This window comes from Clostridioides sp. ES-W-0016-02 (assembly GCF_020641035.1).
Lineage (GTDB): Bacteria > Bacillota > Clostridia > Peptostreptococcales > Peptostreptococcaceae > Clostridioides.
Genome location: NZ_CP061361.1, coordinates 2280351 through 2297682 on the forward strand (window position 1 = coordinate 2280351; position 17332 = coordinate 2297682).

A 17332-nucleotide genomic window follows, 5' to 3' on the forward strand; every position below is an offset into this window, starting at 1 on the left:
ACTTACTTATTCATTTCCATAAAAACTTTTTCAGGTGTAATAGGAAGTGTATTTACTCTAACCCCAACACCATTAAAAACAGCTTCTTGAATTGCTGGTAAAGGTGTATTTATAACAACCTCTCCAACAGATTTAGCTCCAAAAGGTCCTGTTGGCTCATAGTTTTCAACAAAATCAACTTCCACATTTCCAATATCACATCTAGCTGGAATCTTATATTGCATAAATGTGTTTGTATCCATGTTACCTTTTTCTGTATATCTAACTTCTTCAAACATTGCCATTCCAATACCTTGAACAATTCCACCTTCAACCTGTATCTTTGCTAAGTTTTTATTTATAACTGTTCCACAGTCCACTATGGCTACATAATTTAATAAGTCAACTTTTCCAGTTTCTTTATCAATTTCAGTTTCTGCAAAACCAGCTATAAAAGGTGGTGGTGATACTGGACTACCATGAGATGCAAGACCTATTAATTGATTAGTATTTGGTCCAATTGTAGAGTCAACTGCTATGTCAAATAACGAAGTACTGCATTCTTTACTAGTTAATTTTATACCATCAAATTCTAATTCGTCTTTATCTACACCTAGTTTAGTTGCTCCAGCAGATATTATTTTATCCCTTAAATCCTGAGCTGCCTTAACCACTGCCATCCCAGTTACATAAGTGGTACTTGAAGCATATGAACCTGGGTCATATGGGACCAAGTCTGTATCTGCTGATATAACTGTTATATTTTCAATACTTGTCTCAAGAATTTCAGCAGCCATTTGAGCTAGAATTGTGTCACTTCCTGTACCCATATCAGTAGAACCTATCATAAGTGTATAGTCTCCACAGTCATTTAGTTTTATTTCAGCTGAAGATTTATCAAGCCCTTGTATACCAGAACCCTGCATAGTAATTGCCATACCCACACTTCTAACTTTTCCATTTTCAAGATGCTTACAAGGATATTTTTCATCCCATCCGATAAGTTCTTTCCCTTTATTTATACATTTTACTAAGTCTACACTATTTAAAGTTTTTCCATATGCAAAGGTAGTTTCACCTTGTGTTACTACATTTTTTAATCTCAAGTCCGTTGGGTCCATTTTTAATTTGTCAGCTAACATGTTTATAGTTGATTCAACAGCGAAACAGCCTTGAGAAGCTCCATACCCTCTAAGTGCACCTGCTGGCATTTTATTAGTATAAACTACATCTGCGATAAATCTTGTTGCCTCAACCTTATTATACATTGGTAAAGTCTTTTCCCCAACTAAGCCAATAGTTGTAGAAGCATGTTCTCCATATGCTCCTGTATCTGAAAGTGCATTTATATCGATAGCCTTTATTATTCCATCATTAGTAGCACCTAGTCGAACTTTTAGTTTCATTGCATGTCTACTAGTCGAACAATTAAAAGTTTCTTTTCTATCATATATTATTTTAGCTGGCTTACCTGTTTTTAAAGTTACAATAGCTGAAAAAATCTCAACACAAGCAGTTTGTTTACCACCAAAACCACCACCAATTCTAGGTTTTATAACTCTAATTTTACTAGCTGGTAGTTCTAATGCACGGGATAGATGTCTTTTAACATGAAATGGTATTTGAGTTGAACTTACTACAACTAGTCTTCCAGCATGATCTAAATAGTTATATGATCTATACGTCTCCATCATTGCATGGGCTTGAGCTTGAGTATAATATGTTTCTTCAATCACTATGTCACAATTACTTAATACTTCTTCTATATCACCTTTTGTATAGTCATGATGTGACACTATATTCTTTTCTCTCTGCATACCTATTTCAAAATTACAATGTCTATCTTCATCATGTACTATAGTTTTATTTCCGATTGCCTCTTCAAAATTCAAAACAGGTGTTAGTACTTCATAATTTACCTTTATAAGATTCATTGCTTTAACTGCACTTTTTTCATCTATAGCTGCAACTATAGCTACCTCATCACCAACATATCTCACAACATCTTCAAGAATTAGCCTATCATAAGGTGATGGCTCTGGATAGGTTTGACCAGCAAGTGTAAATCTAGATTTTGGTACATCTTTATATGTTAAAATACATTCAACACCATCAACCATTTCTGCCTTTGATGTATCTATATCTTTTATCTTTGCATAAGCATAAGGGCTTCTAAGTATCTTTACTATTAAAGCATCTTTTGCTGCTAAATCATCAGTATATACAGGTTTTCCTGTTGTTATACTCATTCCATCTATTTTTTCAATTCCTTTTCCAACTATATTCATATTCTACTTTACCTCCAGATAAGTTTTGATAGCTCTTAACTGTCCCATATATCCTGTACATCTACATAAATTTCCTGTTAAATAATGTTTTATTTCTTCGTCTGTAGGGTTCTTAAGCTCATCTTTCATTGCAAGTACAGTAAGTATAAAACCAGGAGAGCAGAAACCACATTGTTCAGCTCCTTCTTTTACCAAAACTTCACTAAATTCTTTAACTTCATTTTCTAAACCTTCAATTGTAGTTATCTCTTTATTTAAAACTCTCAAGGTTAATGTCGCACAAGATAATGTAGGTTTCTTATCTATTAAAACTGTACAGAGACCACAACAACCTGTATCACAACCCCTTTTTACACTTAAATTGCCAACTTTTCTTAAGGTATCAACCAAATATTCTTCTGGCTCTATATCAATATTTTTCATTTTTCCATTTATATTAAGCTTTACTAACATTAAATAACCTCCATTATAGCTCTTTTTAAAAGTACTTTACTCATAGCTTTTCTATAGTCTTTAGATGCTCTCATATTAGAACCAAATGTTAATTCCTCTGAAGCTATTTCTATTGCCCTATCTATATTAGCTTCATTAATTTCATTATTAGATAAAAATTCACTAGCTTTTTTTGCAATCATAGCTTTTTGAGGTCTTGCTCCTACACACAACTTAAACTTCTTACCATCTTTTGAAACAGACACATTCAAAATAGGGTAATCACTTTTTGCATTTCTCAATGACTTATAAGAGGCTTTTTTATTTTCCTTCTTTATATACACCTTAGTCAATAAGTCCTTCCCATAATCTCTATCTAAAAACTCTTCAAGGCTAATTCTCCCACCCTTATATAACTCTACTTCTGTATCTAATGAAAGCAATGCCACTATCAAATCAGAAAACCCATATTTAGAAAATACTGTTGCACCAACTGTTACTACATTTCTAAACTGAATTCCTATTATATCTTTAACTGAATCTTCTATTATTTTGCCAAAATTATCTTTTATTATTGAACTTGTTTCCAATGTTCTAAAAGTAGTCATAGAACCAATTTCAACATACTCTTTATCTTCTTTTATATAATCTAGGTTTAGGTTAGATAACTCTATTCCTGTTCCTATTCTTTTTTTCCCCATTCTTAAAAAAGCACTTCCACCAATTACTTGATTAGTTTTTCTTTTATTTAAAATTGAGTACGCTTCTTCCACTGTATCTGGTTGTACAATATCTATAACCGTAAACATAAATTTCCTCCCTTATTCGCTATTCTTATTTTAAATACAACTAATTATATCACAGCTTCAACAAATTTTGATAATAAATATATGCAATATGTAAATTATGTAAATTCATTTTTACATAAAAAATAGCTACTTCAATAATTATCACTAGATAACCTTAAAATAGCCATTATTATGTATCCTTTAAAGTGAAAAACTAAAAAGTTGATACCTTTTCGCTTATATTTATCACTTCTTCTTCTAATAATCCAAGTTTTTTAGCTACCAATTTTGTAGTGCTTCCTTGTATTACTAATGTAATTAATATAGACATAAATACTACTGATGAAATTACTTCATATCCAGGAACTTTCATTGCTGAAATAATACCACAAAGTGCAGCTGGGATTACACCAGTTTCTCTTACCCACATCATGAACAATATTTCATTTTTACTCCATTTTGCTTCTCTGTCTGCAAGTGCACATACTAAGACACAAATTGGTCTTGCTATAAACATTAATACTAGCACTGCAATTACAGATGGTACAAAATATTTACCTAACTGAGCCAAATTAACTTGACTACCTAATATTATGAATATCGCCATACGACAAATAGTTCCTAAAGTCTCAGCAACATAAAAATCTGCATCATAAGATTTTTGGCTTAACCATATTTTAAAGTTTTTCTTGTTACCAGTTATTATACCTACAATAAAGCAAGACATATATCCACTTCCGCCTAATTTTGTAGATAATTCATATGCAACCACAACTGAAATAACAGATATTATTGGTGCAAAATCTTTAAATATACCATATGGCTTATCATTAACCAATTTCAAAAGCAGTATTCCTGTAATTAGACCAACTACAATTCCTACAACAACCATTGTACCTAATTCATAAATATTGGCACTTAAAGAAAACTTATTTGATAAAATTACAGCTAACACTGCTGATGTTAATATAGCTCCTGTTGCATCATTAAAAGCTGATTCACTTATTACAGTTTGTTTTACTCTATCCTTTATCTTTACTTGATTAAATATAGGTACAAGAGTAGCAGGGTCTGTTGATGCTATTATAGTTCCTGCTAATAAAGCAGTCATTGCACTTACTCCAAAAGTAAATCCTATTACTTGTTGCATTATAAAAGCAGATATCACTACTCCTACAGTAGCTAGTAAAAATACAGATATCTTTACATTTCTCAAAACTTTTAAACTTATTTCTTTTCCACCTAAATATAATATAAATGCAGAACCAAATGTAAGTATCAGTTGATTCTCTATTTGGAATCCACGAATATCTATAAATTTCAAAAATGATGGTCCTATTAAAATACCTACAAGTAAAAATAATACAACATCTGGAACTTTTACGATTTCGCTAAGTTTGCTGCAAATTATTCCAGTTATACTCACAATAGCAAAAATTATCAATAAATTATTGCTGGCAATTGTATGTATAGATGATTCCATGTCAGTCTCTCCTCCTAATATGCATGTATACAACATATTCATTTATTCATTTTACTATACAATTATAGCACAGAAATAAATGTTATCAATCATATTTTTTATCACTTGCAACTTTACCTTCATTTTTGACAATTAAATAACGCTCATATAATTTTATCTTTTTTTTCTTGCCAAGAAAAGGTTGATTTTGTCAAGTTTTATGCATCTATAAAATAACGTTGTCCCCCATACAGGTGCATTTTAGACGATTTTCGACTTTTTTTATCATTAAAATAAGTTTAAATTTAACAATAAAACATCTCATTATATTATTTTTTTAAAACACACCATTTTCAACTACTTCATTAACTTGGACGATTGATTTTTTTCTTATCTATTCTATCTCCAAGCATACTACCTATATTTTTATTTGGATATAGTTCTTCAGCAATTTCGATTTTATTATCACTATTTTTTTTAATATTAGAATTACTCATTTGTTTTTCATTTTCTTTATTTTGTTTCATATTTTCTCCTTTTCTAAATAATATAGAGTTTGTATTTATTACTTATTATTTCAAATTTCTATAATTTTAATCAAAAAAGGGAAATATCTCAATACAATACAGCTTATTTTAGCAGTATATTTATATTTAGAATTTCCCTAATAATAATTTTATCGATTAAATTTTACAAACTAAGTAATTTATATTTCTTTTTATTTTCTAATAATTAAACTTTTTCAATAACTTCTCCTAAACTAGAATTACTTTTGTTATCATGTTTCCAGTTATTCAATGTATAATGTGTTCTGAATGTAAACAATCCTGAAATTATTAATAACATATAATATACAAATCCACTATACAAAAGCACTGAATATCCCAATAATTCTTTTGGAATTATGTTTGAGAACATGGTAAAAAATGTAACTTCATTTGCTCCAACATTTCCTGGTGTTGGAACTGGTGATATTGCCATGTATAAAAATACTTGCAATGTCATTATATGTATATATGATACTCCTTTTAAATTTGAAGCTTTATATACACAATAAACTATACTAAAGTATGCTATAAGTTGTAGTGCAGTAAGCAATATGCTTAAAAATAAAATCCTTACATTTTTGATAAATATTTTTATAGAATAATTGTAGTCATCAATATAATGATTTATTCTATCTCTTTTTAAATCTAAAAACTTAAATGCTTTAAATTTAGATAAAAAATTAATCAAAACCTCTGCTATCATTTTTACTTGCTTAGGACTAAATACTATTAAGAGTCCTCCTAATAGCATGCTTACATTCATGGTCATCCCAGCGGCGATTAAAACTCTAACTGAATGCACTTGTTCCATTAATAATGACTTATTCAATAAAATTAAAATTCCACAAAATATAGTAACTGTACTTTGAAATACAACTGTCTTATTAGTAACTATGGCTACAGATTTACTGAGACTAACATCATACTTTGTAAGTGCATATATTTGCATTGGCTGACTCCCAGATGCAAAGGGAGTAACTAAATTATAATAAAATCCCATTGTAGCCATTTTGATACCTATAAATTTTACTTTTGTTTTTTGAACTGCATTTATTATCAAATGTGTCACAATAGATTCAATTATCATATATATTAACATTATTAGTATGCCAAGAAATATATAGGTTTTATTTACTAGACTTATAATTTTAGGTATTAGTTTTACATCTAAAGTGGTTGATACTAAATAAGTAGTAATACATATCAAAAATATCAGAAATCCATATTGAATAAAATCTTTCTCTTTTTTGGATAATTTTCTCATTTATTTTCTCCTAAATTTTTTCATATCACTATACAATAGTATACTACTTAGCATATTCTTTGCAATACTTTAAAAAATAAGTCTATTTTTAACACAAATATATCTATAAATTTTTAAATATTTTTACTCCTTTAGTGGAAATAATTCTCCATAGCATAAAGTCTAATATAAGTGTAAGCACACTTGCTAAAATCAAATATATATTTAGAAATGAAACTTTCAATAACATATATGTGCCTCCAAGTATAACTATATAAATTAATGATACTAATATTGTAACTATCATACTTGCACTTCTTTTTACTACCGCCACTTCATTTTTCCAATCAAGGTTTGGATAAAGTAAATTTGATAACAATCCCATTAAAGCTACAAACATTGACATAGTTACAATCAAGCAACTTGCTACCATCACGAACTGAATTTCAAAGTTTAGTTTTATAGACACTAATATTAGACATAAAACAGATAATGGTGCATTTAATAAAAAATTCATCAATATTTTTGACCAAAATATCTCCCTTTCATCTATTGGAGAAGACTTTAGTATCCATAGATTCTTTCCTTCAAAAGAAATTGAACAATATGTTGTGCAGTTCATTACTATTATAAATAGAAACGCACCTAATAACTGTATTTTTATAATACTAAAATCTATATTCATTTTTAGTAACTCACCTATTTTATCAGCTCCAAATGCCAACACACCGATTGTAGCCACTATTAAAAATAACAGACCAATAGATGAATTCAAAAAGTAAATAAATGAAGAAGTATATCTTCTAAATTCTTTTTTCAATAGAGCCTTTGAGGGTGTTGAAATTTTTTGACTTTTAAATTTATAGTTTTTAGTCTTATAACTTTCACCCATTCTAGCATTTATCTTTGTAAATCCTTTTGCAAACAGAGTCACAAAGATAAAGAATGGTATTAATGATGTTGCCATAAACATTAAAAATGAAACTATACTTCCAGTTTTAAGAGCATCAACAAAATAGTATATAGGTGGATATATTTTATTAATTGTTTCTGAAATAGATGCACTATTTTTTAATAACTCAACTGATATAGAGTTTAATTTTGACATAAGTACAATATAAGCCAAAATTAATATTACATTACCTATGATTAACACTAAATTTTTATATTTTAGCTTTGATGATAACTGTCCTATAAATAAGAAAATTATTGATGAAACAACTATTGGTAGTAATGGCAGAGCCAAAAATAATAATATTAAGTAAGGAAAATAGGTTATACTTACATTGGCATTAAAAAAATAAACTACTGCTGGTATAATCATACACACTGAAGAAAACAAATAATTAGTTCCAACTAACATTAATATTTTACTAGCCAATATAGTAGATTCTTTTATTGGCAAACTAGTTAATAACTCTAAATCCTTCGCTTGAAATAGATATGATGAAGTTTTATATAATGATGTAACAATTGCCATTACTGTTGATAATCCAAAGCCAAACACAAGCAACATTTCCATTTGATTTATTTGTTTTAAAATATCAACTAGAGAAAGGCTTAAACTTGTTACATAAAATATTAATAGCCCTACTACAACAACTATTGAAAACATCATTCCTATTATTTTTTGTTTTTCTTTGCTGTCTATATTTTTTAAAGCATTCAATTTAAACTCATTTATTATATTAGTTTTTATTAATATACTTAGATTACTCATAATTTATCATACCTCACTTTAGACATTATATTCTGTAAAAATAGCATTTTATTTTTCTATTAATTCCATAAAAATATTTTCAAGAGAATTGTTTCCTTTCACTTCTTCAGTAGTTCCATAAGCAATTATATTTCCATCTTTTATTATGGCAATCTTATCACAGATTTTTTCAGCAACTTCTAATACATGCGTTGAGAAAAATATACAACCATCTTTTTTACAAAACTCCTTCATGATTTCCTTTAATATAAAGGAAGCTTTTGGGTCAAGACCTACAAAAGGTTCATCAAGAATTAGAATTTTAGGATTATGGATTAAAGCTGAAATTATAGCTAGTTTTTGTTTCATTCCATGTGAATACGAAGATATTAAATCTCCTAATGCCCTATTAATTTCAAATTTATTTGAATAGTATTTTATTAATTCCTCTCTTTCATTTTTATCTACCTCAAATATATCTGCTATAAAATTAAGGTATTGTATTCCAGTTAGATCTTCATATAAATCTGGATTATCAGGAATATACGCCATTTCCTTTTTGCACTCAACAGATTGTTTTTTTATAGATTTAGAGTTTATAAGTATTTCTCCTCCCTCAAAATCATGTATCCCAACAATTGCTTTAATAGTAGTAGTTTTTCCTGCACCATTATGACCTATAAAGCCAAAAATCTCTCCATCATTTACCTCAAATGAAATATTATTTACTACCTTTTTATTTTTATATGATTTAGATACATTACTTATCTTTAACATAATTTCCCTCCATGTTATATATTATAGTTTTAATACTTGTTATATATAATATATAACAAGTATTAAACAATTGCAACTACAATTTGCTAAATTTTTAAATTTAAGTATTAGACAATTGTAAAAATACTGAACTCAATATAAATATACAAAAAACATCTATATTTACTTCTAAATTGCACATAATTATAAAATAATGTATAGTTCGATTTGACTAAACAATGTATAATAAGAAATAGTTAACTACAATAATATAAGTTTTTAATAGAAGGAGCAAAAGATGAACACATTTGAACAATTAAAGATAAGTTCTACTCTAATAAATGGACTTAAAAAACAAGACATAACTTCTCCAACAGAAGTTCAGTCACTTGTTATAGAAAATATAATGCAAAATAAAGATTTATTAATCAACTCACAAACTGGAACAGGAAAAACACTTGCATATGTTTTACCTATATTTGAAAGAATTGATACATCAAAAAGAGAAACTCAGGCTCTTATACTTGCACCAACACATGAATTAGTAATGCAAATTACAAATCAAATTGAATTATTAGCAAAAAACTCAGAAACTCCTTTGACTTCACTATCCTTAATTGGAGAAGTTAATATACAAAAACAAATAAAAAATATAAAGGCTATAAAACCACATATAGTAATAGGAACTTGTGGAAGAGTTTTAGACTTAATAAAGCAGAAGAAGTTAAAATCACACAACATAAAAACTATCGTTTTAGATGAAGTGGACAATTTGTTGAATGGTAAAAACATAACTTGTGTAGAAGACATAATAAAAACTACATTAAGAGATAGACAAATCATAGGTTGTTCTGCAAGTCTTACAGATAGTACTATAAAAATTTGTGATAAATTTATGAAAGAATTTGAATTAATAAAAACAAAAGAAAAGTCACAGATAAATCCTAATATAAATCATACATATATGTTAGGGGAAATAAGAGATAAATTTAATTTTCTTAGAAAAACATTAGCTGCTACAAACCCAAAAAGAGCTATTGTATTTGTAAACAATGAAAAAAACATAGATGTTATAGTATCAAAATTAAACTATCATAATTATAAAGCAATTGGAATATTTGGAAATATGCCAAAAGAGGATAGAAAAAATGCAATAAATAAATTTAAACTTGGAAAAGCAAAAATTTTAGTTACAACAGATTTATCTGCTCGTGGACTTGATATAGTAGATATAAGCCATGTTTTTAATTTAGATTTTCCAAATAGTAAAAATGAATATCTGCATAGATGTGGTAGAACTGCTAGAGGAAACCGAAGTGGAGATACTATTTCAATAATAACAAAAAAAGAATTAGATATTATAAAAGAATTGCAAAAAGAATTTAATATAACAATTGTGCCTAAAACCTTAGAAAAGGGAAAATTAGTAGATATATCTAAGTAATACAAAAAAATAAGAACTGTAACTTCTTCTCAAAATAGATTAGAAATTACAGTTCTTTATTTTATTGAATTAAATTTTTAAACAATATCTATTATAATAGCCAAAGTTTTATTATAAATAATATAGCAAGAACAATCATTACTACTGAAACATGTTTCTTATCTTCAGCCTTTTTAGCTCCAAATATGTTGTAAAATACATTTACAAAAACATAAGTTAATATACCTAGAGTTAAACCATCACCTATACTATAAGTTAATGCCATACAAGCAATAGTAACGAAAGCTGGAACACCTTCAGTTATATTGTCAAACTCAATATCTTTAACTGTACCAAGCATCAAGTACCCAACATAAATTAAAGCTGGTGCTGTAGCACATGATGGAATTGCTATAAATACAGGAGAGAAAAACATTGCAACTAAGAATAAAACACCCACTGTTACTGCTGTCCATCCAGTTCTACCACCTGCAATAACTCCTGTTGAACTCTCAACATAAGTTGTAACTGTAGATACTCCAAGCCCTGCACCTACTGTAGTTGCAACTGCATCTGTAAGCAAAGCTCTACCTACATTAGGAACATTTCCTTTTTCATCTAGCATATTTGCTTTAGAGCAAACCCCTACTAATGTACCTACTGTATCAAAGAAATCAACAAATAAGAATGTACAAACTATTACAAAGAAACCACCTATATTTGTTGGATGTAATACATATCCTAAATCTATTTTACCTGCTATCGGTGCTAAACTTTCAAACTTGAATATTCCACTAGGTAAGTATATACCTAATTTTTGTGCATATTCTGGATTCATAAATGCAAATCCCCAAGCAAGTAATGAACTTACTACTATTCCAAAAAGGATAGAACCTTTAACTCTTTTTTTATCTAATACTGCTACAATTATTAATCCTATGCAAGCTATTATTACTGCTGGAGTAAATTTCCCCATCTTTATAAGAGTAGCTTGATCTCCAATTACGATTCCACAATTAACTAAACCTATAAGTGCAATAAATATACCTATACCACCTGTAACAGCAAGCTTCATATTCTTTGGTATTGCATTTACAACAGCTTCACGAACTCCACTTACTGATAATATTATAAAAATGATACCTTCTACAAATACCGCTGTAAGAGCTACTTCCCAAGGAACCCCCATTTGTAAGACTACTGTGTATGCAAAAAATGCATTAAGACCCATACCTGATGCTAAAGCAAAAGGAAGATTTGCAACCATTCCCATTAAAATACATCCAAATGCTGCTGCTAGACATGTCCCTGTAACAAGAGCACCTGCTGGCATCCCTGTTGCTGATAAAATGTTTGGATTTACAGCTATTATATAAGCCATAGTTAAAAAAGTAGTTACACCAGCAATTACTTCTTTCTTCATGTCGACATTTTTATTAGTCAAAATTGGAAAAAGTTTCTGCATGGTACTACTGTTTGTTGTTTGCATAACAACACCTCCTATTAAATTTTACAAAAAAACGACGCAGTAACTAATAAGCTGAGTCGTATCCTTCATAATTTAGTTAAATAAATATTTATTTAACTAAATAATAGTATACATAGTCAGAATATTTACGGTATTCCGGTAGAAACTTATGACCCGTATTGTCAAAATTATATGTTATACAATATAAAACATGAATTTTTCTTTACGAATATTATTTTAATTTATATAGTTAATTTTGTCAATATATGCGTATATATTAGAATAAATTTGTATTAATATTCGATTATATTAAATGTTAATTTTCTATATCTACGTCATACTTATATTCTTTACATTTTTATAAAATATATGATTATTTAATACAATTTATTTATAGTACAGATATAAAGTTTATGTTAAGATTATATTATATTTATTATAGCAAATTGATAATTAATAATTTTTAAATTTGGAGGAATAAGGGTGAAAGATTTAACTACAGGTCATGAGGGAAAATCTATATTCTTTTTTGCTATGCCTATGCTTATTGGTAGTTTATTTCAACAACTATACAATACTGCTGATAGTATTATAGTTGGTAGATTTATTGGTAAAGAAGCTATGGCAGCAGTCTCAGGTGCTAACCCTATAATGTTTTTGCTTGTAGCAATGCTTATGGGTGTCAGTCTTGGTTTTTCTATTTTAATTTCACAGTTTTATGGTTCAGGAGATTTAAAAAAAGTAAAAGCTACTATTGATACTACATATATACTTTTATTTATTGGCTCTATATTGATAAGTGTTATTGGAATAGTATTTGGAGGTCCTATGCTTAAGCTTATGAATACTCCAGAATCAGTTTTTAATCAATCAAAACTGTATCTTACTATAATATTTGGTGGAATCTTATTTTCTGCTGGATATAATTCAGTAAGTGCAATACTTAGAGGACTTGGAGATTCAGTAACTCCACTTTATTTTTTAATAATAGCCACAATTTTAAATATAGTTTTAGATTTAACTTTTATTGTTGTCTTGAAAATGGGAGTTGAAGGTGTTGCACTTGCCACTATAATGGCTCAAGCAGTATCATTTATAATTAGCATAATATATTTAAATAAAAAACATGAAGTACTTAAATTTAAGATTAAAGGAATTGTATATGACAATAAAATATTTAAAGATGGTCTTAGATTAGGACTTCCAAGTGGAGTTCAACAGATGTTATTTTCAATTGGCAACATGGCTCTTCAATTTTTAGTTAATGGTTATGGTACATCTGCCATGGCAGCTTTTGGAGCTGGTCTTAGAATAGAAAACTTTATAAGCTTACCTATCATGAACCTTGGTTCTGCTGTTTCCACTTTTGTTGCTCAAAATATAGGTGCTGGAGAAAATGAAAGGGTTAGAAAAGGAATTCGTGAATCTATAAAAATGGCTTTAATTCTAGCAATTGTTGTCGTTGCCTTAATCTTATTATTTAGAGAAAACTTAATTTCTCTATTTAATACAGACAAAGATGTCATTAAAATTGGTTCTTCTTACTTATTTATAATAGGACCTTTTTTCTTATTTATTGGTACTTCCTTTGTACTTTCAAGTGCAATGAAAGGTGCTGGTGATTCTATGTTTGCTTTGATGAGTTCAGTCGTATCTTTATGGCTTGGAAGAATTCCTGCTTCTTATTTATTTTCTAGATTATTTGGAACAGATGGAATTTGGATGGGTATACCTTTTGGTTGGACTTTAGGTCTTATTGTTACAGTCATCTATTATAAAAAAGGTTATTGGAAAACTAAAGCTATTGTAAATCATAGAATTAATGAATAATCTTTTAATAAAATGTATTCACCTTCATTATGATATAATAAATTATGGAGGTGGATACAAAAAATGGATATTATTCTTAAACCAAAACAATTTTGCATGACTATTATGGTTACTATAATTCTTTACTTCTTTCTAAATTATAGTTTCAATATAAAATTTTCTATATGCTTATCGTTTTTAACTATCTTAATATGGGCTGTAGACTCTGTTGAAAAAACTGTAGTTGCACTAGTCTTTGTAATATTAGCTTTTATTTTTAATATTGCACCTTTGAAAGTCATTTTACAATTTTTATTTACAGAAAATTTTTATATAATAATCCTTGCTTACATAATTACTAATGCAGTTGCAAAGACAGGTGTTGCAAAAATTATTTCTGAAAAATTAATTTTAAATACTGTAGATACCCCTAAAAAAATGATTTTTTTATCATATATTTTAGGTGTATTATTAATATTTTTCATACCACAGCCATTTCCAAGAGTCATTCTTGTGTCAGCTTTTTATAAAGAATTTTTTAAAGAACAACACTTAGCTGATGATTCAAAATCTATACTTCTCTTTAGTATATTTACAGCATCTACATTTACATCAATGTTTTTTGTAAATGGAGATACTCTTTTAAACTATGTAGTCCTAGAACTTGGAAATTGTAATATAAACTGGGGGCAGTGGGCTTTTTATATGTCTGTTCCAACTATAATTACTTGTTTTATAACTTATTTTTTATTTATAATTGTTTTTAAAAAAGAATTATCTTTAATAAAATTTACTTCTTATGATAATCTTAATTCTAATAAATTTCAATTTTCATATTCTAATCTAAAAAAAGAATTTTGTTTATTAAGTGATGAACAAAAACATGTATTTTTATGTTTAGGAATAATGTTTTTTATGTTCTTAACTCAATTTATTCATAATTTAAATACACTAATTATAATGTCTATTTGTGTACTTCTTTTGTTGTTAAAAGGAATAATTGGTTTCAATACTTTAAAAGAAATAAATTGGAAAGTTCTCATTTTTTTTGTAGCAGCGTTTTCAATTGGAGGAGTACTAAAGTATTCTGGAGTTGTTGATATAATGGGAAACTATTTAATAAAATTAATTCCAAACTCTTCAAAAACTATTTCAATATTATTTTTAATAACCCTGACAATAATACTGAATATATGCCTTGGAAGTGCTGTCACTACATCCTCTGTGGTGATACCATTACTTGGAAGTTTACATATATTGAAAGAAAATAGTATTGTTCTTTGCCTTTTTGTTTATATTGTAGTAAGTATACAATACATATTGCCTTTTCATCATGCAACAATAATGGTTGGACATGGTGAGAATCTATATAATAGTAAGGTTATTTTTAAGTATGGTTTGACTTTAATTCCTTTAACCTATTTTATAATAATCTGTATAACCTTCCCTTGGTGGAGATTTATAGGTCTAGAAGTTTAACAAAGATGAAAATATGAATTTTCTTTTTAATAATTTAGAACATTATTATCTTAAGTTAATTCATATTTTCATCTTTTTTATAAAAATCTATTTATAAAATTGCATAAAAACTAATTTTTTATTCTAAAATTAAATGTTATTTGTTTTGCTACCTTTTCCAAAAGTATTTTCCCAATCTTCTATAAACTTATCAACACTCCAATCTGTCAATGGATGATTCATCATGGATTTACAAATATCATATGGCACTGTAACACTGTGTACTCCACACTTCATTAATTCTATAACCTGTTGTGCATTTTTAAAACTAGCAGCAAGTACCTTTGTATCCATATTATAAGTATCTATTATTTTTATAAGCTCTGAAACCACAGATACACCATCCCCAGATATATTATCAAGTCTGTTTACATAAGGTGCAACATAATTTGCTCCAGCTTTTGCAGCTAAAAATCCCTGATGAGCAGTAAATATTGCAGTGGCAGTTATTTTTATTCCTTTTTTATGAAGGTCTTTTATAGCTCTTAAACCATCTTGTGTTACAGGTATTTTCACATATATGTTTTCTCTCAAACTACTTATATATAATGCTTCATCTAATATATCTTCATACTTTGTACTTAATACTTGAGCATGTATAGGCATATCTTCACCTATAATTTCACCAATCTCACTTATAAGTTGCTTAAAATTCTTTTTTTCCTTTGAAATAATACTTGGATTTGTTGTTACACCATCAACTGGTAAATAAGTACTTAGCTCTTTAATTTCCTCTATGTTACCTGTATCTAAGATTAGTTGCATTAAAATATCCCCCTTTAAACTTTATTTTTTTATTTTATTTATTCTTATTATATATTGGTTTGGTATTATTTTCAACTTTTTTATTATTGTTTTTTATGTTTTTTTATTGTTTGATTTTGTTGTATATTTTTATAATTTCTTTATTTATTAAGTTTTAAATAAACTATTAAGAATAATATACTTTTTATATTAAATTAATGTTGTATTCCATATTAAAATAGTTGATATTTTATCTTTTATCTTATAATATTTACTATAATACTATATTCAGGAAAAGAGGTAAAAGATGTTTGCGGAAGAAAGGATTCAAGCTATATTAAATATCCTAAAAAAAGAAGGAAGAGTTACTGTAAAAGAACTCAGTTCAAAATTTAATGTTACTGAAGATTGTATAAGAAAAGATTTAAAAAATATAGAAAAAATTTCTTCAATACGAAGAATTTATGGTGGAGCTGTACTAGTCAGAGAAACCCTTGAAAACCAAGATACAAAAGATAGAAAAGAAATTAATATACCAACAAAAAAAATAATAGCAGAAAAAGCATTTAATCTAATTTCAGATAGAGAAACTATATTTTTAGATATATCTACAATCAATATATTGTTGGCTAAACTGTTAGCTGAAAGCAATAAGAAAGTAACATTAGTCACAAATATGCTAGATATACTAAATGTAGTTACTTCAAAGCCCAATAATTTAAATGTAATTTCTACTGGTGGTTTATTAAATCTTAGCTTAGATGGATTTGTTGGTACTCCGACAATAGACTTTATATCAAGATATAAATTTGATAAAACTTTTATGGGCAGTTGTGGTATAGATGTATTTAATTCTTCTCTTACAACATTTGAAATTGAAGATGGACTTACAAAAAAAGCTATAATAAATTCAAGTAAAAAAGTATTTATAGTTATGGAAGATAAAAAATTTAAATTTGATGGAAACTTTAAATTTGCTCATTTAGAAGACATTAGTTCTATAATTACAGAAAAATCACCTACTCCTGACATAGTAAATACTTTATCAGAATTTAATGTGAATGTTTTATAAACTTAATGATATATTTTTCAAATAGATTAAAGAGATAAACCATTATTTTGTAAATATCCTTAAAAGCCTTAATTCTATATGATTACAGCAATAATCAAATTTA

The 17332-nt window shown here is 27.6% G+C and carries 14 protein-coding genes and 1 riboswitch; of the genes, 4 read left to right on the forward strand and 10 right to left on the reverse strand.

Going from position 1 to position 17332, the window contains the following annotated elements:
• Nucleotides 1-2: 2 nt before the first annotated feature.
• From IC758_RS11080 to IC758_RS11115, 8 genes are all read right to left on the reverse strand, one after another.
• Nucleotides 3-2267, reverse strand: a complete 2265-nt coding sequence (locus IC758_RS11080) for a xanthine dehydrogenase family protein molybdopterin-binding subunit (protein WP_227434747.1) — start codon at nucleotides 2265-2267, stop codon at nucleotides 3-5.
• A gap of 3 nt (nucleotides 2268-2270) precedes the next feature.
• On the reverse strand, nucleotides 2271-2720 hold the full coding sequence (locus IC758_RS11085; protein ID WP_227434748.1) for a (2Fe-2S)-binding protein: 450 nt from the start codon (nucleotides 2718-2720) through the stop codon (nucleotides 2271-2273).
• On the reverse strand, nucleotides 2720-3508 hold the full coding sequence (locus IC758_RS11090) for an FAD binding domain-containing protein (RefSeq protein ID WP_227482570.1): 789 nt from the start codon (nucleotides 3506-3508) through the stop codon (nucleotides 2720-2722). Before IC758_RS11090 ends, IC758_RS11085 begins: the two co-directional genes overlap by 1 nt.
• A gap of 193 nt (nucleotides 3509-3701) precedes the next feature.
• On the reverse strand, nucleotides 3702-4970 hold the full coding sequence (locus IC758_RS11095) for a cation:proton antiporter (RefSeq protein ID WP_227434750.1): 1269 nt from the start codon (nucleotides 4968-4970) through the stop codon (nucleotides 3702-3704).
• 344 nt (nucleotides 4971-5314) lie between these two features.
• Nucleotides 5315-5476 (reverse strand): DNA polymerase III, encoded by a 162-nt coding sequence (locus IC758_RS11100; protein WP_227434751.1) that lies wholly within the window; start codon nucleotides 5474-5476, stop codon nucleotides 5315-5317.
• Between the two features lie 205 nt (nucleotides 5477-5681).
• A complete protein-coding gene (locus IC758_RS11105; RefSeq protein ID WP_227434752.1) occupies nucleotides 5682-6761 on the reverse strand; it encodes a lysylphosphatidylglycerol synthase transmembrane domain-containing protein in 1080 nt (359 codons plus the stop codon).
• 103 nt (nucleotides 6762-6864) lie between these two features.
• Nucleotides 6865-8460, reverse strand: coding sequence for a putative ABC transporter permease subunit (locus IC758_RS11110; protein WP_227434753.1), 1596 nt, complete (start codon nucleotides 8458-8460; stop codon nucleotides 6865-6867).
• Between the two features lie 48 nt (nucleotides 8461-8508).
• The gene (locus IC758_RS11115; protein ID WP_227434754.1) at nucleotides 8509-9216 is read right to left on the reverse strand and encodes an ABC transporter ATP-binding protein; all 708 of its coding nucleotides are present in this window, start codon (nucleotides 9214-9216) and stop codon (nucleotides 8509-8511) included.
• A 277-nt stretch (nucleotides 9217-9493) separates the two neighbouring features.
• Between IC758_RS11115 and IC758_RS11120 the strand changes: the two genes are divergently transcribed.
• Entirely contained in the window at nucleotides 9494-10639 is a 1146-nt protein-coding gene (locus IC758_RS11120) for a DEAD/DEAH box helicase (RefSeq protein ID WP_227434755.1), read from the forward strand.
• A 91-nt stretch (nucleotides 10640-10730) separates the two neighbouring features.
• On the opposite strand, the gene IC758_RS11125 is transcribed toward IC758_RS11120, so the two are convergent.
• Nucleotides 10731-12107 (reverse strand): NCS2 family permease, encoded by a 1377-nt coding sequence (locus IC758_RS11125; RefSeq protein ID WP_227434756.1) that lies wholly within the window; start codon nucleotides 12105-12107, stop codon nucleotides 10731-10733.
• Between the two features lie 93 nt (nucleotides 12108-12200).
• A riboswitch (purine riboswitch) is annotated at nucleotides 12201-12303 on the reverse strand.
• A gap of 266 nt (nucleotides 12304-12569) precedes the next feature.
• On the opposite strand from IC758_RS11125, the gene IC758_RS11130 reads away from it, so the two are divergent.
• Both IC758_RS11130 and IC758_RS11135 read left to right on the forward strand, forming a co-directional pair.
• Nucleotides 12570-13916 (forward strand): MATE family efflux transporter, encoded by a 1347-nt coding sequence (locus IC758_RS11130; protein ID WP_227434757.1) that lies wholly within the window; start codon nucleotides 12570-12572, stop codon nucleotides 13914-13916.
• Between the two features lie 63 nt (nucleotides 13917-13979).
• Nucleotides 13980-15374: an SLC13 family permease gene (locus IC758_RS11135; RefSeq protein ID WP_227434758.1), complete on the forward strand. Its 1395-nt coding sequence runs from the start codon at nucleotides 13980-13982 to the stop codon at nucleotides 15372-15374.
• Between the two features lie 129 nt (nucleotides 15375-15503).
• Here the strand turns inward: IC758_RS11135 and fsa are convergent, their stop codons facing one another.
• A complete protein-coding gene (fsa, locus tag IC758_RS11140) occupies nucleotides 15504-16178 on the reverse strand; it encodes a fructose-6-phosphate aldolase (protein ID WP_227434759.1) in 675 nt (224 codons plus the stop codon).
• A 286-nt stretch (nucleotides 16179-16464) separates the two neighbouring features.
• Here fsa and IC758_RS11145 point away from each other — a divergent pair, with 286 nt between their 5' ends.
• Nucleotides 16465-17229, forward strand: a complete 765-nt coding sequence (locus tag IC758_RS11145) for a DeoR/GlpR family DNA-binding transcription regulator (protein ID WP_227434760.1) — start codon at nucleotides 16465-16467, stop codon at nucleotides 17227-17229.
• The last annotated feature ends 103 nt before the right edge of the window (nucleotides 17230-17332 follow it).